This is a genomic window from Gordonia amarae NBRC 15530, assembly GCF_000241345.1.
GTDB classification, from domain to species: domain Bacteria; phylum Actinomycetota; class Actinomycetes; order Mycobacteriales; family Mycobacteriaceae; genus Gordonia; species Gordonia amarae.
Genome location: NZ_BAED01000045.1, coordinates 19,682 through 39,764, shown reverse-complemented (window position 1 = coordinate 39,764; position 20,083 = coordinate 19,682). Strand labels below are relative to the sequence as shown.

The 20,083-nt window shown below is 67.1% G+C and carries 19 protein-coding genes; 6 read left to right on the top strand and 13 right to left on the bottom strand.

Going from position 1 to position 20,083, the window contains the following annotated elements; genetic code table 11:
* Positions 1-30: 30 nt before the first annotated feature.
* From GOAMR_RS12040 to GOAMR_RS12010, 7 genes are all read right to left on the bottom strand, one after another.
* Positions 31-933 (bottom strand): ESX secretion-associated protein EspG, encoded by a 903-nt coding sequence (locus tag GOAMR_RS12040; RefSeq protein ID WP_005187759.1) that lies wholly within the window; start codon positions 931-933, stop codon positions 31-33.
* On the bottom strand, positions 930-2,054 hold the full coding sequence (locus GOAMR_RS23655; RefSeq protein WP_005187756.1) for a PPE domain-containing protein: 1,125 nt from the start codon (positions 2,052-2,054) through the stop codon (positions 930-932). Before GOAMR_RS23655 ends, GOAMR_RS12040 begins: the two co-directional genes overlap by 4 nt.
* Before the next feature lie 2 nt (positions 2,055-2,056).
* Positions 2,057-2,362 (bottom strand): PE domain-containing protein, encoded by a 306-nt coding sequence (locus GOAMR_RS23650; RefSeq protein ID WP_005187752.1) that lies wholly within the window; start codon positions 2,360-2,362, stop codon positions 2,057-2,059.
* 55 nt (positions 2,363-2,417) lie between these two features.
* Complete coding sequence (locus GOAMR_RS12025; protein ID WP_005187749.1) at positions 2,418-3,884, bottom strand: hypothetical protein; 1,467 nt, start codon at positions 3,882-3,884, stop codon at positions 2,418-2,420.
* Positions 3,881-4,201 carry a type VII secretion target gene (locus GOAMR_RS12020; protein ID WP_005187746.1) on the bottom strand — a complete coding sequence of 107 codons (321 nt, stop codon included), beginning with the start codon at positions 4,199-4,201 and terminating at the stop codon, positions 3,881-3,883. The genes GOAMR_RS12025 and GOAMR_RS12020 overlap by 4 nt, the downstream gene beginning before the upstream one ends.
* Positions 4,202-4,414: 213 nt before the next feature.
* Entirely contained in the window at positions 4,415-4,735 is a 321-nt protein-coding gene (locus tag GOAMR_RS12015; protein ID WP_005187743.1) for a YbaB/EbfC family nucleoid-associated protein, read from the bottom strand.
* Positions 4,732-4,992 (bottom strand): hypothetical protein, encoded by a 261-nt coding sequence (locus GOAMR_RS12010; RefSeq protein WP_138943699.1) that lies wholly within the window; start codon positions 4,990-4,992, stop codon positions 4,732-4,734. Before GOAMR_RS12010 ends, GOAMR_RS12015 begins: the two co-directional genes overlap by 4 nt.
* Positions 4,993-5,565: 573 nt before the next feature.
* Here GOAMR_RS12010 and GOAMR_RS12005 point away from each other — a divergent pair.
* Complete coding sequence (locus GOAMR_RS12005) at positions 5,566-7,044, top strand: MinD/ParA family ATP-binding protein (protein ID WP_138943698.1); 1,479 nt, start codon at positions 5,566-5,568, stop codon at positions 7,042-7,044.
* Positions 7,045-7,368: 324 nt separating this feature from the next.
* Here GOAMR_RS12005 and GOAMR_RS12000 read toward each other — a convergent pair whose 3' ends face one another.
* A complete protein-coding gene (locus GOAMR_RS12000) occupies positions 7,369-7,998 on the bottom strand; it encodes a hypothetical protein (protein WP_005187733.1) in 630 nt (209 codons plus the stop codon).
* 50 nt (positions 7,999-8,048) lie between these two features.
* A complete protein-coding gene (locus GOAMR_RS11995) occupies positions 8,049-8,690 on the bottom strand; it encodes a hypothetical protein (RefSeq protein ID WP_005187730.1) in 642 nt (213 codons plus the stop codon).
* Positions 8,691-9,161: 471 nt separating this feature from the next.
* On the opposite strand from GOAMR_RS11995, the gene GOAMR_RS25750 reads away from it, so the two are divergent.
* From GOAMR_RS25750 to GOAMR_RS11980, 4 genes are all read left to right on the top strand, one after another.
* A complete protein-coding gene (locus tag GOAMR_RS25750; RefSeq protein ID WP_259064143.1) occupies positions 9,162-9,287 on the top strand; it encodes a hypothetical protein in 126 nt (41 codons plus the stop codon).
* Between the two features lie 74 nt (positions 9,288-9,361).
* Entirely contained in the window at positions 9,362-11,176 is a 1,815-nt protein-coding gene (locus GOAMR_RS11990; protein ID WP_138943697.1) for an ABC transporter ATP-binding protein, read from the top strand.
* The gene (locus GOAMR_RS11985) at positions 11,169-13,100 is read left to right on the top strand and encodes an ABC transporter ATP-binding protein (RefSeq protein ID WP_005187726.1); all 1,932 of its coding nucleotides are present in this window, start codon (positions 11,169-11,171) and stop codon (positions 13,098-13,100) included. The genes GOAMR_RS11990 and GOAMR_RS11985 overlap by 8 nt, the downstream gene beginning before the upstream one ends.
* Positions 13,101-13,111: 11 nt before the next feature.
* The gene (locus GOAMR_RS11980; RefSeq protein WP_005187723.1) at positions 13,112-14,119 is read left to right on the top strand and encodes an alpha/beta hydrolase; all 1,008 of its coding nucleotides are present in this window, start codon (positions 13,112-13,114) and stop codon (positions 14,117-14,119) included.
* 476 nt (positions 14,120-14,595) lie between these two features.
* On the opposite strand, the gene GOAMR_RS11975 is transcribed toward GOAMR_RS11980, so the two are convergent.
* Positions 14,596-15,207, bottom strand: a complete 612-nt coding sequence (locus tag GOAMR_RS11975; RefSeq protein WP_040515094.1) for a hypothetical protein — start codon at positions 15,205-15,207, stop codon at positions 14,596-14,598.
* 1,089 nt (positions 15,208-16,296) lie between these two features.
* Between GOAMR_RS11975 and GOAMR_RS11970 the strand changes: the two genes are divergently transcribed.
* A complete protein-coding gene (locus GOAMR_RS11970; protein WP_005187717.1) occupies positions 16,297-17,301 on the top strand; it encodes an alpha/beta fold hydrolase in 1,005 nt (334 codons plus the stop codon).
* Between the two features lie 3 nt (positions 17,302-17,304).
* Here the strand turns inward: GOAMR_RS11970 and truA are convergent, their stop codons facing one another.
* The 3 genes from truA to GOAMR_RS11955 all read right to left on the bottom strand — a co-directional run bounded on the left by truA (position 17,305) and on the right by GOAMR_RS11955 (position 20,037).
* A complete protein-coding gene (gene truA / locus GOAMR_RS11965) occupies positions 17,305-18,177 on the bottom strand; it encodes a tRNA pseudouridine(38-40) synthase TruA (protein ID WP_005187714.1) in 873 nt (290 codons plus the stop codon).
* A gap of 11 nt (positions 18,178-18,188) precedes the next feature.
* The gene (gene rplQ / locus GOAMR_RS11960) at positions 18,189-18,908 is read right to left on the bottom strand and encodes a 50S ribosomal protein L17, sunset domain variant (protein ID WP_005187712.1); all 720 of its coding nucleotides are present in this window, start codon (positions 18,906-18,908) and stop codon (positions 18,189-18,191) included.
* 76 nt (positions 18,909-18,984) lie between these two features.
* Positions 18,985-20,037 carry a DNA-directed RNA polymerase subunit alpha gene (locus GOAMR_RS11955; protein ID WP_005187710.1) on the bottom strand — a complete coding sequence of 351 codons (1,053 nt, stop codon included), beginning with the start codon at positions 20,035-20,037 and terminating at the stop codon, positions 18,985-18,987.
* Between the last annotated feature and the right edge of the window lie 46 nt (positions 20,038-20,083).

Below are 20,083 nucleotides of genomic sequence, written 5' to 3'. Positions count from 1 at the left end.
GTTGTGACGCAAGTGAAGTAAAAGAGAGAATCACCGATGATTGCCGGCGCCCGCCGGCAGCAGCCGACCGAGCGGTTCGAGCAGCAGGGTCACGGCCTGTTCGATGCGATGCCCGGTGCCCGGCGACAACGTGGTCCACATCCGGCCGTCGGCGGCGGCCGCCGCGCTCGCCACTATCCGCCCGCCGGTGGTCTCGAAGACACCGATCGCACCCGGCGACCGGTACGGGACCACCCCCTCCGTGACCATCCCCTCTGTGACCACCCCCTCTGCGGCGTACGCGACCACCTCACTGCGCCGGGACGCGGTCGCGAACGCCGCGGCCACCCGCGCATCGGAGGTGTCGACGTCCAGTCTCCGAAGACCGTCGGCCACGGTCTCCCGCACCGCCGCGGCACCGAGTCCCGTTGTCTGCCGGAGGATGTCGAGGACGTGATCGCGAGGCGCGGTGATGGACCCGAACCGAGGGACGTCGGCATCCCCGAAGGCACCGCGCACCGCCGCGGCGAGCAACGCCGGACCATCTCGGAGAAAGACGGCGGGTGCGCCGAGATCCCGGAATCCGATCACCGCGCCGCCTTCCCCCTGCTCTCCGATCCCAGCTGCCACGATCCCCTCTGCCACGATCCCCTCGCCCACGATCGTCGCCTCGACCACGCGGCGCGGCCGGGCCGCGATGCAGGTCCGCCGGACGCAGCCGGAGGCGTCATCGACCGTCCTTATCTCGATGTGGCACAACGGATGACCGAGTACCCGCAGGCCCTCGACGAGCCAGTCCGGGAGAGCGTCGGCCCCGTGGTCCACCCCGGCCGGTGCCGTGCGGGCGAGGCCGGATTCGTCGAGCACCGCGGGCCAGGTCTGGACGCCGAGCTCGGCGCGCAACCCCGCCAGGCGCACCGCGTCGAGCAGGTAGGTGGCAGCGCCCGTGGTCATCGGCCACCTCCCCCGGATCCGGCACCCACCACGTAATCGGGTGCGGCGGTGTCCATCGCCTCGATGTCCGTCCAGGTCGTCCGGTGCGCGGGGTCGGCCACCGGGGCAGGTGCGGTTGTGTCGGCGTCGATGCGGACCCAACGATCGGAGACCACAGCGGGCTGCGTATATGCCGTCGGCTGCGCCCCGGTCCAGACCGAGGCGGCCGCGGAGGGTGCCGCGGCGGAGGCGGGTACCGCCGACGGCAGGACCGGCGCCCCGACAGTCGCGGCACCCTGCCGGGTGAGAGCCGGATCGGCGGCCACCCCACTGTCACCGCCGATCGCCGCCCCGGCTCCCACACCGTCTGCGGCGACGTCCGCCCCTTCCTTGCGGTCACTCAGCCCTGCGGGTCTGCCCACCTGGCTGTGGGCGTACGTGCCCGGCACCACTGCCGGCATCGCAAGCCCGGCCGACAGCGGAACCGGCGGCGTTCCCGCCTGCCCGCCGGACACCGCCGGGGTGGCCCCCGCATCCGGGGCCACGCGCCCGGAGTCCCGGCGCTCCGGCCCGCCGTCCGCGATCGGCTGTATATTGTTCGTACGCACCACATTCGGTGACGGCGTGGATGTGTACCAGGACCGCACCGCCTCGGTTGCCGCGTGTTCGTAGGCGGCCATCACCCGAGCCGCCCGCAGGCGCCCGCTCTGCTGTGCCAGTTCAAGGTCCGCCATCGCCCCGAGCAGGGTCGCCCCGGCGGGACCGAGAACGGTCAGGATGCCCGGCAGGTCACCGGCGAGCCCGTCGGGATGCGGCATCGTCCGCCGCGCCACCTCGACCGCCGTGGACTGGACATCCGCGACGCCGCCGGACCGATCGGCGGTGCCGGACATCTCGACGAGCCATTCGGCCATGCGCCGCAACGCCGGCCCCACGTCGGGTTCGCCCGCGACGCTCCACTGCATACCGAGGTTCCGCAGCGTCGCATTCACGTCCGTGGCGATCCCTGCCAGGTCGTTGCCCGCGGCGGTCCATGCCCTCGCGGCTTCGGCGAGCGGAACGGCGCCCGGCCCTGCGGCAAGGTCGGCGTGCAGACGCAGCTGTGTTCTGTTCTCCCAGTCGACACCCGTGAAACCCGTCATGACTAGAGCCGCAATTCCGCCGCGAGCCGCTCGTCGGCGACGCCCACCTCTGCGGCGTGAGTACGCAAGGCCGTTGCGATGGCGCGGAATTCGGCTGCCCCCGTGGTGATCTCGACGACGAAGTGGTCGGCTCCCGACGTCGCCGAACGCGCTACGCCCGCCGATACCTCGTCGCGGGCGGCCGGCGCGACGCGCAGCGCGGGCCCGTGCACCGTCGCGATACCGTCGAGCCGTTCGGCGTACTTGTCGAATTGCGCCGCGGTACGGCGCAGCGCGTGGGGGTCGACCCAGAATTCGGATGTGGTCATGGGACTGTCTCGTTTCGCGGTATGGGCACTCAGGGTTCGGGAACTCGGCGACGGTTCAGTTCTTGCCGGAACCGGCGTCAAGCGCCAGGTTCAGACGGAGCGCGATATCGGGTTCCGATTGTTTTGCGGCACTACCGGACTCGTTATCCGCTCCGAACACGGCCGGGGCGGTGCCACCGACATCGCCGACGACGCGGCGGCCGTTGTCCTCGCTGACCAGATAGGAGGCACTGCCCTGCGATCCGTCGCCCGAACCGCGGCCGCCGGCTGTTCCCGGCGCGGACACCATCGGTGCGCCGGTGCCGAATCCGGTGCCGCCGGTGAGGTTCCGGGCGGCCGCGGCGGTTGCCGCCGCGGGGTCGGCACCGGTGGGCATGGCGGGCCGGAAGCTGCCGGCCGGGGTCTGCGACGACGGCGAGCCCGTCGGCGTGGCACCGCTGTTGCCGTACAGACCCGCCGACGACGGTGAGAGTCCGTCCAGCGACGCGGTCCGCACCACCGGGTCGTTCCCGGACGTCGGCGCGACCTGGTCACGCCTGGTCGTCTGCTTCGTGGTCACCGGCGCCGGTGTCGTGGTGGTGGGGACGGTCTTCGTGGTGGTCGGGGTGTTCGGGGTCGTCAGGTTGGTCGGTATCTGCTTGACCGCCCCGACGACGGGCGTGACAGTGTCGACGACGGATCCGGCCACCGAGAACGGGTTCACCCCCTTCAGCCCGGGCACGTTGGTCACCCTGACCTTGAGGCCGTTGAGGTTCATGTTGGCGGTGGGTCCGAGCAGTTGAGCGCGCGTCGCGGTGACCACCGTGATCGCCTGGGAGAGTCCTTCCGCCGCGAACCCCAGTGCGAGTCCCTGCCCGGCCGGCGTCGCGATGATCGGCAAGGTCGCACCGATCTTGCCCACCGTCGCCGCGATGATCCCCTGCAATTGCGCCAGCCCGGTGCCGACGATGGCCGCCGCGACCTGGATGTCGATCGACATCGTCGTACCCTGCTTCGACACGGCGGTGGTATCGGAGGTGACCTTGACGTTCTTGGCGATCGCGGCCTGCGAGCCCTGACCGTCCCAGACTTCTGAGGCGACCTTCAGCGCACCCGACGATGTCGACATCGCGGTGTCGAGGACCCCGGACAGGGCGGTGAACAGCGCCGTGGGGTCGATGGCGGCGGTCGACAGGTTTCCGGTGCCGAATCCGCCGAGGAGGTCGGTGATCGGTTTGAGCAACGCGCTCAGGTCGAGGGTGGGCAGGTCCGGGAGTCCCGGCAGGGGCGGCAGCTCGGGTATCTGCGGAATCGCCGGCAGGGTCAGACCGGCCAGGACATCGCTCACGGGGCGGTCGAGGATCGGTCCCAGCGGGGTCGCCGCGATCATGTCGTTGATCGACATGTCGTCGCCGGCTCGGTGGCCGGCGCCGACGGAGCCGTGACTCTGGCTGCTCGCCTCTCCCACGGCGTGGCCGCCGTGGCCAGACCCGGTGGCCGATCCCGGAGCCGTCGCCGTACTCGGCGCGCCGCCCGAGCTCATGCCCGCATCCCGAGAGTCCGCGTGATGCCGCTCGCGCAGTCGCCGTCGGTGTTCTCGAAGTCCGCGGCACCGCCGATCGCGGCCGCACCCGTTCCCAGGTGCACCGCGGCGACCTCGCTCACCGAGGACAGGTGGTTGGCCTGCGCGCCGATGAAGGACGCGAGGAACTCCTGCCCGATGAGCCCGAACACCGGGATGAGCGCCATGGTGTTGGCTCCGGCGTTGATGGCGCCCGCACCGGCGACGGCGACCCCGGTGGCTGCCGAGCTCTGTCCGTAGACGCGGACCGCGTCAGGAACGACAACGGTCGTGTTCATCGATCCCCCTTCTCCCTGTTCGGACCGCCGGTCGACGGCCCTGGCGTATGACTGATGTCCAATTGCTGTTACTCACAAACAAATACATTCGGCAATGCACTGACACCGATGCGCCAGGCGCTCGGCATTCCGGGAAATACGTTGAGTCACGGAAGGACATACCGGCACCGGCATCGGCCGACGATTGTCACCGGCGCGTGGCGCCAGCGACGTTCAGGCGGGCCGGCTGCCGAGGAGTTCGGCAAACGACTCGGTGAACTCCTCGGTCATCCGCGCACGCTGCGCGAAAGCACGCTGTGCCGCCAAAGCCGCTGTGGCGACGATCGTTTCACCAAGCCTGGGCGCACCCAGCCGATCGGCCCGCGGGGAGAGCACGATCTCCCGCACCCCGCCGACGCCGTCGACGCCGATGGTGACCAGGCCGTCGGGCGAAGTTTCCCGTACATTGATCGACCCGAGCCTGTCGGAGAAATCCTGCATCCGGCTCAGCTGCGTACGCGCCCGTGATTCCAATTCATCTATGCCCCAGTTCATCTGACCGTCGACCCGTCCGTGCGCTCCGTGCGTCGCTCGAAGTCGGCGAGATCGTCGGAAGTGGGCAGTCCCATGGCACCGACGATATCGGCGTCCATACCCTCGTCGAGAAGCTTTGTGCGGAGCCGGATTCCGGATACCATCGCGGCGCCCTGACACAGTTCGGTGAGCTCGGCCGCCAATCCGGCCATGTCGCGGCGCATTTCGCGGTCGGCGATCTTGATGGACACCGGCAGTCCCTGATGCGTTGCGGTCACGGTGATCGATCCACTCCGGGAACGGACGGTCGTCAAGGCGCCGGCGAATCCGGTCGAACAGTCACTCTGTGTCCGAGCGGTGAGATCACTCTGCGCGCGGGCCCACCAGCTGTCGGTGAGAGTCGTTCTTTCCACCACGAATACCCCCGTATCGTTGCGATGCCCCCCAGGCGACACCGTCTCAAACATCAACAGAACTACATCAAATGCGCGGTACTGCAATGATCTTGACTATCGGACAGACGGTGGTGCGGATAGTGACTGTCCGGCTTGTCTGTTGCGATGAGCAGATAGTGCCATATCCCCGGGTGACTGGCCATAGACGCGCCGCACGCCTGTGGATAACCCGGCTCTGCTTGTCGCAAGTAGTGAACAATCCGAACGATCGGATTGGGTAGACTGCACGCCACCGGCCCGACGGGCCGTCCGTTGATCCGATGGGGGAGCCGATCGATGACCGACAACACCACAGATGGCACGGGCGCTCTGCTTCCGTTCCCACCACGCCGCCCGCAAGGCCCCGGCACGCCGCCCGGCCCACGCACGCCACCGTCACCCTGGCCCCGCCCCGGCATGCAGCCACCGACCGGCCGGATGCCCGACGCCACCGACCGCCGCATCGACAAGCTCCCGCCGCCCCCACGGACACGGGCGGCCGCCACCGACCGCCGCCGATCACGTCCGGCACCGACAGATCCCGCCCGCCCGATCCCCCGCCCGGAAGGGCCCCGCCCGCCCCTGCCACCGCTGCAACGCGACGGAACAGCAAGCCCCGCCACCGCGGGCATCAGCCCACCGAACACCGAGCGCGCGCTTGGCCACGCCGCCCCGGCCACCCCATATACAAACGAAACCCAGTCGCGCACAAGGCATTCCCGGAGTCCGCAACACGCGATGCCTACCCCACCGCCCGCACCCCGCGCCGACCCGGAACCCCCGATCCCCGCCGCCCATTCGATGACCCCGGCGGAGACCGCGCCGCCCGCCGGCCCGATGCCGCAGGGCTTCCCACCCCCCGGCCCCCCGACGGCGAGCGTTCCGAATCCCGGTCTTCCCAACCCCGGTCTTCCCAACCCAGGCCCACCGAATCAGGGCCCTCCGCTGCTCACCGGTGGGCTCGACGACGTGGCGTTGTTGCGCAAGGTCCGGCGCGCACCCACCCACGGCTGGCGGCGCCTCATCCATACGCTGACCGGTGGTGCGATCAATCCCGGCGAATCGTCCTCGGACATCGAGTACGCACGGCTCCTCGAGCGCGTCAACCGGCCGGTGCGCGGCGACTACCGCATCGCCGTGCTGTCACTGAAGGGCGGCGTCGGTAAGACGACCACATCCATCGGCCTGGGTTCGACCTTTGCCTGGCTGCGCGGCGACCGGGTGATCGCGGTCGATGCCAACCCCGATCTCGGCACGCTCGCCCAACGCGTCCCGCAACAGACCGGTTCCACCGTCCGTGACCTCGTCGCCGACCGTTCCGTGACCACCTACGCCGACGTCCGGGCCCACACGTCCCAGGCGGTGAGCCGACTGGAGGTGCTCGCCTCCGAACGCGATCCGGCGGCCGCCGAAACCTTCGACGCCGACGAGTACCGCGCGGTCATGAACGTGCTGCAGCGGTTCTACAACATCATCATCACCGACTGCGGCACCGGACTGAGCCATTCGGCCATGACCGGCGTCCTCGACCTCGCCCATGCCGTCATCCTGGTGACCTCGCCGGCGATGGACGGCGCCCGCAGCGCCGCCGCCACCCTCGACTGGCTCAGCTCCCACGGATACGCCCACCTCGTGCCCCGTTCGGTGGTGGTGCTCAGCTCGTCCCGGCCGGGCGCGTCGACGATCGACACCGTCAAGCTCGCCCAGCATTTTCTGACCCGCTGCCGGGCCGTGCAGCGTATCCCGTTCGACGACCACCTCGCCGAGGGCGCCGAGATCGACCTCGACCTCGTCAACAAACAGACCCGCCTGGCATTCGTCGAACTCGCCGCCACAATGGCCGACGATTTCGCGAGCAATCAGCGCAGCCGCGAAGGATTCAATTCCTTTGGCTAAATAAGCACACGACAGTTTATTACGAATCCATAACGGGGCCTGAGCTGTGTTGTGATCCGCAACACCACCCGGATAGGGTTCAGGCGAACGTCAGCCCGTTCGGCTGCACGCAGTTCAACGACCCGGAAAGGCCCACCTAAATGCACAAGACCCGCGGCGGAGGCACCGACCCCCTCGCTCAGATCATCAAGATGCTCACGGGCAACGGCACTTCCACCGGCTCGTCCACCAGCCACACCACAACCGGGTCGTCCAACTAGAGACCCCGTGGTGCACAAGACCGTCTCGCGACCTCATGCGAGACGGTCTTCTCGTTTTTCCCGCCTACGTCGCCGGCGTCCATTCCAGAACCCACACCGTGGGACCGTCGGTCAGGGTGTAGCTACCGCGTTCGATGAGATTGCCGGTCCGAATGTAGGCGTCGGCGAGTTCGCGGGTGCCGGCCCGTAATATCCCCGGCAGTTTGCGCCGCTGCGCTTCGGCGATCACCGGTGCGATCGCCACCTGACCCACACCCGAGCGCCGGTACTCGGGCGCCACCGCCGCCAGCACGACACTGATCACCTCCGGCTCCGACCACGACTTCTCCTCGGCCGCGCCATTCTCCTGAAAGCGTGCGAAGAACGCCTGGTCGCCACCAAGCAGTTCCCGCCCCTCCTCGACCTGCTCCGGCAGCGGCGGCACCTTCTCATGGTCGGGTGCCGTCCACACCACGACCCCGCACAGCTCATCCGATTCGGTGAACGCACCGGTCACGCCCGTTGTCCGCCGGGGGTTGAGCTCGACCTCGGCGAACCAGCGCGCCAGCCGCGGCGACATGAGATCGCCGAACAGCCAGCTCAGGTGCGGGATGTCCGGCAGACCCTGCGCCACGATCTCCACGGCCCGTGCCCGCTCGACCGGATCGTCGAGCCTGATGGCACGCGCCACCAGCGCACCGGGCAAGTCAGCCATCGCATGCCTCCGAATCTCTGTGTCGCAGCAATCTCTGTGCCGCAGCGCTATCACGGCGACGATCGTCCACCTCCGGGCGGCACTTCCAGCACCCACACCGTCGACCCGTCACTGAGCGTATAGCTGCCGAGTTCGACGGCGGCGAACAGCCTGACGTACGTGTCGGCGAGATCGCGCGTGCCGGTCCTGAGCACACCCGGCACATTGCGCCGCAGGCTTTCGGCGATCACCGGTTCGACGGCGACGTTCAGGACTCCCCGACGCCGGTATTCCGGCGCCACCGTCGCCACCGACACCGTGAGCGCTCCGGGCACCGACCAGGTACCCACATCCGGTTCCTGACTCTGCCAGTGCCGTTCCACGAAACCGGCGTCGTGGCCGAAAAGCTCGACTCCCGTCGCGACCAGGTCCGGATCGGGCGCACACGCCGTGTGGTCCGGCGCGGACCAGACGACCACGGCACACAGGTCGCCGGCCTCGGTGAACGTGCCGTGTACGCCGTCGGTCCGGGCGGGCGACAACGTGACCTCCGCCAGCCACCGGGTGAGTGGGGCGGACATCAGGTCGCCCATCAACCACCGGAAGTGCGGGATATCGGGAAGACCCACAGTCAGTAGTTCCACCGCCCTGGCCCGCTCCGCAGGGTCATCGAGCCTGATCGCGCGCGTGGACAGGGTTTCCGAGGGCCGCACTACGCCTCCATGTGGTCATCGAACGTGATCTTTATCTCAGGTCAGGGTTGCCCGTGTGCGCCGGCCAGTCCATCGTGGCAGCTCAACGGGCCAAAGATGCCATTGCTGAACATCATCAGATCGGCGGGTTGACAGAGTATTTACCATCTCATTGCCATCGCTTTACTATCACACAGAACCCTATGTTAGGTTAGCCTAGCGCAACTCAAAGTTGCAGTTGCATACGATGCAAACCCCCAGATCGGAGCACAGACATGGGTTACACCGTCGATGAGGTTCTCAACGCCACCATGACAGACGTCGTCCGGGTCGTCGGAGGCGACCTGAGCTCGCAGGGCAGCGGCCAGGGCAGCACCGGCTCCTGAGCCGGCGGACTCAGTCACCACTCGGGCGAGCGCCGGACCCCGGCCCCCGACATCCATCCACAGCCCCGACGATCGGGGCACCCACCTAATTCTCAGGAGAATCACCATGGCAGGAATCGGCGCCGATACCACCGTCAAGGACGTCATCCAGCTCGTCGGCAACGAGATCTTCAGCGGCCTCGGCAGCACCGACACCGGCAACACCACCGGTGGCGACGGCAGCAGCGCCTAGTCACGGACGCCGTACGGAACTTTCCGAGCCGTCCCGCACCTCGCGGGGCGGCTCGTTCGTATTGTTAGATGGCCATGACACCCACCGGTAGCACCACCCCGCATACTCCGTCCGGGACCACCGACGCAGCACCACGAAGACCACTGACGGTGCTCTTCACCGAGGCCCTGGCCCCGCGGCGGCGACTCGTCGCCCTGTTCGCGCTGTGCCAGCTCGCGGCCACGTTCACCGCGCTGGCGCAACCGGCCCTCAACGCCCGGATCATCGACGACGGGATCATGGCCGGTGATACCGGCACGATCTACCGGGTCGGCGGCTACATGCTGATCGTCGCGGTTGTCAATCTCGCGGTGTCCCTCGCCGCGACGTATCTCTCCGCCCACATCGCGTCGGAAATGGCCCGGGATCTGCGCATATCCGTCCGCGACCGGGTCGCGCTCCTCTCCGATGCGCAGGCCTCCCGGTTCGGCGTTCCGAGTCTGCTCACCCGCGCCACCGGTGACGTGTCCAACGTTCAGGTATTGCTGTTCGCGACGCTGGCCATCGCCATCACCGCCCCCTTCATGCTGGTGGGCGCCGCGATACTGTCGTTGATCCAGGGCTGGCGGCTCGCCCCCGTCATCGTCGTCGCCGGCATCATCCTGTCGGTGGGGATGGGCTTGTTCGTCCGGCAGCTGATCCCCGCGGCCACGCTCATGCAGAAGCGCATCGACACCCTGAACCGGGTGATCCGCGAGCAGCTTTCGGGTCAGCGGGTGATCCGCGCGTTCAGCCGCGAACGCACCGAGCTGAGGCGCTACGACGACGCCAACACCGACCTGTTCACCGTCGCGTTGTGGATGGGGCGCTGGCAGACCGCGCTGCTGCCGACGGTGACCGTCGTGGCCGGGCTCGCCTCCGTCGCGGTGTCCGGGTTCGGTGCCGTCTTCATCGACCACGGCTGGATGAAGATCGGGCAGCTCACTGCCACCAGCGGCTATCTCATGCAGATCCTTGTCGCGGTGTCGATGCTGTCGGTGGTGGCGGGAGTGGCCTCGCGGGCCAGTGCCAGCGCCGCACGTATCATCGAGGTCCGCGACACCGAGGCGTCCATCGACGGTGCGACGTCGAGGCGCGACGACGGCAGTCTGGCCGCGCTCGGTGTCACCGACCGGGCACCGCTCGTCGAGCTCGACGGCGTCAGCTTCCGTTATGCCGGCGCCGAGTCACCCGCACTCGACTCCGTCTCGCTCGCCTTCCGGCCGCAGTCCACCACCGGCATCATCGGTGGCACCGCCAGCGGAAAGTCGACGCTGCTCGCGCTGGTGCCCCGGCTCATCGATCCCACCTCCGGCGCGGTTCGCTGGAACGGCGCCGACACCGCCGACTTCGCACCGGCCGCGGTCCGGTCCCGGATCTCCTACATCTCCGCCGGAACGTCGCTGATCACGGGAACCATCGCGACCAACCTGCGCATCGGCAAGGCGGACGCCGACGACGACGAGCTGTGGCAGGCACTCGACCTCGCCGCGGCGAATTTCGTCCGGGAACGCGACGGCGGTCTCGACGCCGAGGTCACCCAGGGCGGCCGTAACTTCTCCGGCGGGCAGCGGCAGCGGCTGGCACTGGCCCGCGCACTGCTGCGCCGCCCCGACATCTTCGTGCTCGACGAACCGTTCAGCGCCCTCGACACCGATACCGAGCAGGCCGTGGTCAGCGCTATCCGCGCGGCATGTCCCACCTCCTCGATCGTCATCGGCACCCAGCGGGTGTCGTCGATCCGCCGCGCCGATCAGATCGCCGTCATCGACGCGGGCCGGATCGTCGCGGTCGGGACCCATCAATCGCTGCTGGCCGGTTCGACCGTCTACCGCGAACTCGCCGACGCACAGGCGGTAGCAGGTGTCTGAGGCAACCACATCGCAAAAGGATGCGAGCGGCCTGAAAACCCTCTCCTGGTTGCTGGCCCAGATCCAGGTGAGCCGCCCGCGGATGGCGGTGGTGTCGGCGCTGGCGATTGCCTCCACGATCGGCACCCTGGCCGCCCCGATCGTGCTGGGCGGAGCAACCAACGTCATCGTCAGCGGCACCACCGGATTGGGTGACATAGAACCGGGGGCGATGGACTGGGACCTGCTGTGGATCCTGATCACCGTGGCCACGGCGGTGTACCTGATCAGCTACGTGTGCACGTTGTCGCAAGGCCTGTTGCTCACCACCACGGTGCAGATATCGATCGCCCGGCTGCGAGCCAGGGTGTCCGAGCTGATTCCGCGTGTCCCCATCGGTTTCACCGAATCCACCCAGCGCGGCGCGTTGATGTCCAAGGCCACCACCCACATCGACAATGCCACCACGGTGCTCGGCCCGCTGTTCGTGTCGTTGCCGGTCAACCTGCTGACCGCGGTGTTCACCACCGCGGTGCTGTTCTGGATCTCGCCCCTGCTGGCCGCGATCATCCTGGTCTCGGCGCCCGTCTCCGCGGGCGTCGCGATGCTGGTGGCCGCCCGAGCCAAACGACATCTGCAAACTCAGTGGAAGGCCACAGCCGCGCTGTCGGGAAGTTTCGAGGAAGAACTGACCGCGCGGCAGATGGTCAAGGCCTACGACGCCGACGACCTGGTCCGGGGCCGGTTCACCGCACTCAACGACACCTTGTTCACCTCGATGCGGTCGGCGCAATGGGCGGCCGGAACCCTCGCACCCGTGTTGACCTGCCTGAACGCGATTGTCTTTCTCGTTCTCGCGGTTGTCGGCGGTGTGCAGGTCATCAACGGCCAGCTCAGCCTGGGCGCCGCGCAGGTCGTCGTGGTCTTCGCCGCGCAGCTGGCCGGGTCGGTGAAGGAGCTGGCGAGTTTTCTGCCGCGTATCCAGTCCGGCGCGGTGTCGGCGGGCCAGGTCCGCGAACTGTTGCTGACGCCGACCGAAACCGATCCGGCCGTCGACGCCGGGCAACTGCCCGCCCTGCCCGACGGTCCGCCGCAGATCGACTTCGATGCGGTCGGATTCGGCTACCAGCCCGACACCCCGGTCCTGCACGAGGTGAGCTTCTCGATGCCGCCGGGCACCACCACCGCCATCGTCGGCACCACCGGCTCGGGGAAGACAACGCTGACCAGCCTGTTGCAGTGCTTCTACACGCCCGATTCGGGCAGCATCCGGATCGACGGCACCGACGTCACCGAGCTCGGCCGGGCCGGGCTGCGGTCGATGCTGGCGGCAGTGGCGCAGGAGCCGTGGCTGTTCACCGGCAGCGTCGGCGACAACGTCGCCTACGGTCTGCGCGAATCGGGCGACGACGACGATCGCGCGGCACGGGAGCTGCGGCTGGCCGAGGCCATCGTCGACAGTCATGTGGGTCAAATCGTGTCGGTGCTGCCCGACGGCCTGGACACGGTGGTCGGGCACGACGGTGACAATCTGAGTGCCGGCGAGCTGCAGCTGGTGACGGTGGCCCGGGCGATCGCGGCCCGGCCCCGCATCCTGGTGCTCGACGAGGCGACCAGTTCCGCCGACCCCCGCACCGAGCTGTTGATTCAGCGCGCTCTGCTGAAGTTGCGAAGCACCACCACCACGCTGCTGATCACCCACCGCCTGGCCACCGCCGCTCTCGCCGACCGGATAGTTGTCCTCGAAGCGGGGCGCGTGGTCGAATGTGGTACTCATCACGAGCTGATGGTCGCGGGAGGCAGCTACGCTCAACGATGCGAACGAGACAAACAAGCGGATGTCTCCGCCGTTGTCTCGCGCCTGCGGGGGGCCCGCAGGGCAAGTTACGACGACACACCGACACAGGTACTGGGCCGCATCACGACGACGGTCCCCTGGGAATAGATGGAGGTCTTGTGTTCACCAGGCACATTCGAGACAGGCGAATCCGGGCCGGGGTGATCGCCTCGGCGGTTACCGCGCTGTCGGTGATCGCCTCCTCGGCGACCGGGGTCGCATCCGCCGACCCGTCGTCGCTGCTGGTCGACGCCGGATCCAAGACGGACCGGGTCACCGATATCGTCGTGTACTCCCCCGCGATGAAGTCCGACGTTCCGCTCACGATCATCAAGCCGAAAGACGCATCCAAGCCGCGCGGGGTGCTCTACCTCCTGAACGGTGCGGGCGGCGGCGAGGACACCGCCAACTGGCTGAACAAATCCGACATCGAGAAGTTCACCGCCAACAAGAATGTGTACGTGGTGATACCCAACAGGGGCGCGTTCAGCTACTACACCGACTGGCAGAAGCCCGACCCACACCTCGGCCTGTACAAATGGTCGACGTTCCTGGGCAAGGAACTCCCGCCCGTCATCAACGCCGCCTACAACACCAACGGCCGCAATGCGATCGGCGGTATCTCCTCGTCGGCCACCTCGGTGCTGAATCTGGCGATGGAACACAAGGGCCTGTACAAGGCCGTCGGCGCCTACAGCGGGTGCGCGCAGACCTCGGACACCTTCGGGCAGCGAAGCGTGCGCCTGGTGGTGGAATCACGCGGCAAGGGCGACGCGACCAACATGTGGGGCCCGTACGACGGCCCGGGGTGGAAGGCGAACGATCCGGTGCTGCACGCGGCGGGCCTGCGCGGCATGCCGTTGTACATCTCCAGTGGTGGTGGCATCCCGGGCAAGTACGACAGTCCCCAGTACGTCACCAAGGCCAAGACGCTGGCCGATCAGATCGTGATCGGTGGGGTCCTGGAAGGCGGCTCGATGTACTGCACCCAGAATCTGCTCCGCAGGCTCGGCGAGCTGCGCATCCCGGCCACCGTCGACCTGCAGCCGACTGGGTCGCATTCATGGAAGTACTGGCAGGACCAGCTGCACCGCTCGTGGTCGTTCTACGAGCGCCATCTGCGCTGATTCCCACTCGTTCACCAGGCCCCCGCCGACGCCGTCGGCGGGGGCCTACTGGTCTGTTGAACCTGCTCACAACCCTCACGCCAACCCTAATCGTGATGTTATCGCAATCTTCGAATCGCCCGAATTTAATGCCTTGACCTGCTGGTTTAAGAAACGTTACTACAGCACATCTCATATTGATAACGAATCTGCCACAACCTGAAGCGCCATAAGCTACTCATCAGTAGGACCTGCTACGTTTCTCATGCGTGGTCGCGTCGGCCACACACACCGAGAACGCAACGGAGACTCTCATGGCACTCAAAGCAGATCAGATCGGCAGCGCAGTCGGCAACGTCGTCGGCGACATCGTCACCGGCGCCCTTGAGGCAGGTTCGTCGAGCGCCGGCTCCTAGTCGGACGCTCAATCGAGCCCAATAGACAAAGGTCGAGGCCGGTCCCGGAGTGGGGCCGGCCTCGCCATTCGTCGGGCGGATTCAGCCCCGCCCACGCAGCCGCGCCAGCGCCTGGGGCATATCAGCGACCTCTTGGCCGAACACCCAAGTCGTGGCGCCGCTGGCGTCGACATAACTACCCGTATCGACAAAGAAGAGGCTGCTGCGATACGCCTCGGCCAGCCCCGGAACATTCGTCTTGAGCGTAAGCGGCCGGGCCAGCTCCAGCGCCAGCTCGTTCACCGCGATCGCGAGTTTGCGCAAGATGCCCGACTTGCGTACCCGAGGGTCAACGACGGCATGCGCAACGTCGATGGCATCAGCCCGCGACAAATCCGCGTCACCGCCACCCCTCATCTTCACCAACCTGCGCCCGACATCCGGGTCTGCTCGGACCAGTTCAGTCAGATACGCAACCTGATCCTCGGTCATCGTCGGCACCGGCTGCCCCGGCAGCGTCAACAGAATCAGCCCGACCAAACGATTGTCGGCGTCGAAAGCCCCGATGCCGCCACCACCCTGACGCAGCCATTCGCACATGAGCTCAGCTGTCCATCGCGCGGACCGCTCCGACAATAGATCCCAATGTCCCTTGATACCGAACAGCCATCGATAGATCGGTAGCTCCAGGACGCCCTGCGTTACCAGGCCCACAGCCTCACTGTGATCATCGGGGCCCAGCGCACGACAGTGCACACGCTCCACCCCGTTACGCGCCTGACCAGTCGCCGGCACCCGCTCGCCACCTATTGCCACCACAACCTCGCTCCCGTCCCCATAACCTATTCCCCGTGCCCCCTACCCCCCGTGCCGATGTGTGAACTTCGAGACACCGCCGGACCACGACTGCCCCTTGACACACGACGCGCGGCGCGGCCCAATCGACTCATATAACGGATAGATAGCGTTCATATAACATATAGATACCGTCGATATTCTGATTCGGCCCTCCGGTACAGCAAAGTGTAGCTTCAATACGTGGCAATCCGGCCACATCCTCAACCTGAGAATTTAGGAGCAACCATGCCCCAGCGCAACCAAGAAGCAATCATTGGCGCCATTGTCGATGGCCTTGTCGATTCACTCCTCGGCCAGCTCGGCAGCTCGGGCGACTAGTTCCTCCATTCGGCCAAATAGCCTACGGCAGACCGGATTTCGCGTATGCGTATCCGGTCTTTCGTGTTGGCCCAGGATCTCATACGTTTAGCCAACGAAATTGTCGACGGGCTTGAGGTTCATCGGTTTGTACGAAGCCGACAATTCGCCGTGCGATCCCTCGCCGAATCATCGAGCGTTCATTCCTTGACATCAATCATTGTTGAATAGTCGGCAGATTCTATCCCGCCATAAGGTTTCGAGCGCCATATGGTTTCAGAGTGACAGTGCGACCGTTACCGTTCAGAGACATCCGGCAGCGACCCGCACCCTCGGCACCCTGCCGACCGGCGCATCGCCGGACTCCCCGCCGCCGACGATGGCGATATCTGACCATCCAGTACCCACCGGTTAACGCTGTGCAACATGCCGAGCACATCTGGTGGACATACTGTTGACTGTTCAGTGGACTCCGAACCGTCGCACCCGGTGTCCGACCGACACCAGCCCCGCGACACTCTCGCCCACGCGGCGAGCGGGCTGAACACTCACCGAGGAGTCCCCGTGCCCGGACCCGACCAGCCCTCCACCGTCCTGACGGAGAAGCGGCCCAGCCCCCCGGTCCTGCGATCGGTATCGGACACCAGGATGCGCATCGAATACCGGACAGTGCACGGCTACCGGCGCGCCTTCCGCATCGCGGGCAGCGGACCGGCACTGCTGCTGATCCACGGCATCGGCGACAACTCCTCCACCTGGGACGACGTCATCCCGACCCTCGCCCAGCACTACACCGTGATCGCACCCGACCTGCTCGGACACGGCCAGTCCGACAAGCCGCGCGCCGACTACTCGGTGGCCGCCTTCGCCAACGGCATGCGCGACCTGTTGGTGGTCCTCGGTATCTCCAAGGTCACGGTGGTGGGCCACTCCCTCGGCGGCGGTGTGGCGATGCAGTTCTGCTACCAGTTCCCGCGCTTCGTCGAACGCCTCGTGCTGGTCGCGGCGGGCGGTGTGATGCGCGAGGTCAATCCGGTCCTGCGGTTGGTGACCCTGCCCGGCGCGGGCGAGGTCCTCGCCATGCTTCGGGTCCCCGGGGTGCTGCCCGTGGTGCGCTGGGGTGTCGACAAATTGGCGGACGCACCTCGGCTGCCGGGCGCTCCCGCGAGTTGGTCACCGAGCAGGATCCTCAAGGACCACGACGACCTGCTGCGGGTGGTCGGCGGCTTCGCCGACGCACACGCCACCAAGGCCTTCCTGCGGACCCTGCACGCGGTCGTCGACTGGCGCGGGCAGTCCGTCACCATGCTCGACCGCTGCTACCTCACCGAACGCCTGCCGATGATGGTGATGTGGGGTACCGACGACACCGTCATCCCGTACCATCACGCTGTCATCACGACCACTGTGATCCCGCACTCGGAACTGGTCACTTTCGAGGGCGCGGGCCACTTCCCGTTCCACGACGATCCCGAACGCTTCACCCGCACCCTCATCGACTTCGTCGACCGCACCACTCCCCTGGACTTCGATCCGCTCATGTGGCGTGAGTTGATGAGCTCGGGCGGTGCACAGCGCGCCGACTTCGAAGGCGACGAGGAGACGATCGACGAGGTGCTCGAGGCGTTCGAGGACGAACGCAGCGCCACCTGAGGATCAGCCCCCGCAGCACCCGCCCGGGGTACGCACGTCGCGCGTGATCTCATTGCGGGACGCCAGCTCGCTGTCGGCCGGATAGTCGACGCCCACCAGGCACAGCCCCCGCGCCTCTGCCACGGGCACCTGCTGGTTGCGTTCGGTGGCACCGAGAAGCCCACGGCACCAGTCGATGTCGCGGCGGCCGTCGCCGACGCTCGCGACCGCGCCGACGAGTGAGCGCACCATCGACCAGCAGAACGCGTCGGCGCTCACCGAACCGATCAGCACGCCGTCGTCGTCGCGACGCCACGAGAAGCGTTGCAGGTCACGGATGGTGGTGGCACCCTCACGGCGCCGGCAGAACGCGGCAAAGTCGTTGAGGCCCAATAACGTCTGTGACGCCGCGTTCATGGCGTCCACATCGAGCGGACGGCGCCACGCCGCGGTAGTCCGGGCGACCACCGGCTCGGCACCCCAGCGGGCGTCGGTGAGCCGGTACTCGTAGTGCCGCCGGAGCGCGGAAAACCGGGCGTCGAAATCGTCCGAAACCCGGCGGATCTCCTTGACCCGCACATCATCCGGCAACATCTTGCCGAGTCGGCCGACGAGCATAGACGGATCCCCGGCGATGCTGCGGGTGTTCAGGGCCGATTCCGGGATGTCGGCGTGGCACACCTGTCCGGTGGCATGAACGCCCGCGTCGGTGCGGCCGGCGACAGTCAGACGCACCGGCACCCGCAGCACCGTCGCCAGGGTGTCCTCGAGCACCGCGCACACGGTCCGCTGATCGGTCTGCCGCGCCCAGCCCGCGAAATCCGTTCCGTCATAACCCACATCGAGGCGGAGACGAACGAGCCCGTTGCCGCGCGATGCGACAACGGGCTCGTTCACAGCGTTGCTGCTCAGTCTTCCGACTCCTGCTGGCTCTTCGGCAGCGAGTAACCCGCGGCCTCGGCGTCGGCGTCGGTGGCGAACCAGATCTCGGCGACCGTCGAGTCGTAGAACCGGGTGCCGGGGCGGTGGTAGAGCTTGGAGCTCTCGTTGCCCTTGATCGGGAAGCCTTCCGGCTGCGATCCGTCCTCGAGCGGGGCGTGCGAACCGGTGGCCGTGGGGGCCTCGGTCGAACCCAGCAGGCCGACCGGAGCGGTGCTCTCGGTCTCCTCGGCGGCGGGAGCCTCGGCTTCCGGAGCCTCGGCAGCCTTCTGAGCCTCGGCGGCCTTCGACGCGGCCGCCCGATTGGCGCGGCTGGCCTCGGTCGACACGGTCTCACCGGTCACCAGCTCGATCACGGCCATGGGGGCGTTGTCACCCTTGCGGTTGATCGTCTTGATGATGCGGGTGTAGCCACCGTTGCGGTCGGCGAACGACGGGCCGATCTCGTCGAACAGCACGTGCACGATGTCCTTGTCACGGATGACCTTGAGGACCTCGCGCCGGTTGGCGAGCTTGCCGTGCTTGGCGTGGGTGATCAGCTTCTCGGCGTACGGACGCAGCCGCTTGGCCTTGGATTCGGTGGTGGTGATGCGGCCGTGCTCGAAGAGCGCCGTGGCGAGGTTCGCCAGGATCGCCTTCTGATGGCTCGCCGACCCGCCGAGGCGGGCACCCTTTGTGGGCTTGGGCATTGCTATCTCCTAGAAGAGACGACTCTCGATCTTCTGCAGACCTCGAGTCACGGGTTCTGATGGTGAGCTACAGCCCTCAGAGCTGTTCGGTCTCCGCGAAATCCTCGCCGCTGTCGTCGCTGAACGTGGCGTCGTCCGACCAGGTGCCGGTGGCCGGGTCGTAACCGGCGACCTGCGACGGGTCGAAGCTCGCCGGGCTGTCCTTGAGAGACAGACCCAGGGCGTGCAGCTTGACCTTCACCTCGTCGATCGACTTCTGGCCGAAGTTGCGGATGTCGAGCAGATCCGACTCGGTGCGGGCAACCAACTCGCCGACGGTGTGGACACCTTCGCGCTTGAGGCAGTTGTACGACCGGACGGTGAGCTCGAGCTCCTCGATCGGCAGGCTGAACGACTGAATGTGGTCGGCCTCGGCCGGCGACGGCCCGATCTCAATGCCCTCGGCCTCCACGTTGAGCTCCCGGGCAAGCCCGAACAGCTCGACGAGGGTCTTGCCCGCTGACGCCAGCGCATCGCGTGCGCTGATCGAGTTCTTGGTCTCGACGTCGAGCACGAGCCGATCGAAGTCGGTGCGCTGCTCGACACGGGTGGCCTCGACCTTGTAGGTGACCTTCAGCACCGGCGAGTAGATCGAGTCGACCGGGATCCGGCCGATCTCGGCACCCGACGCCTTGTTCTGCACCGCGGGTACGTAACCGCGACCACGCTCGACGACAAGCTCGATCTCGAGCTTGCCCTTGTCATTGAGGGTGGCGATGTGCAGATCGGGGTTGTGCACGGTGACACCGGCCGGAGGCACGATGTCGGCGCCGGTGACGGTGCCCGGACCCTGCTTGCGCACGTACATGGTGACCGGCTCGTCCTCTTCGGAGCTGACCACGAGACCCTTGAGGTTCAGGATGATGTCGGTGACATCCTCCTTCACGCCGGGGACGGTGGTGAACTCGTGCAGGACACCGTCGATGCGGATGCTGGTGATGGCAGCGCCCGGGATCGACGAGAGCAGGGTACGGCGCAGCGAGTTACCGAGGGTGTAGCCGAAGCCGGGTTCGAGCGGTTCGATGAAGAACTTCGACCGGTTGTCGGCGACGATCTCCTCGGTGAGGGTGGGTCGCTGTGAGATGAGCATTCGTGGATTTCTCCTTGTGGCCGCCCGCTATTTGACGGCCTAGAAG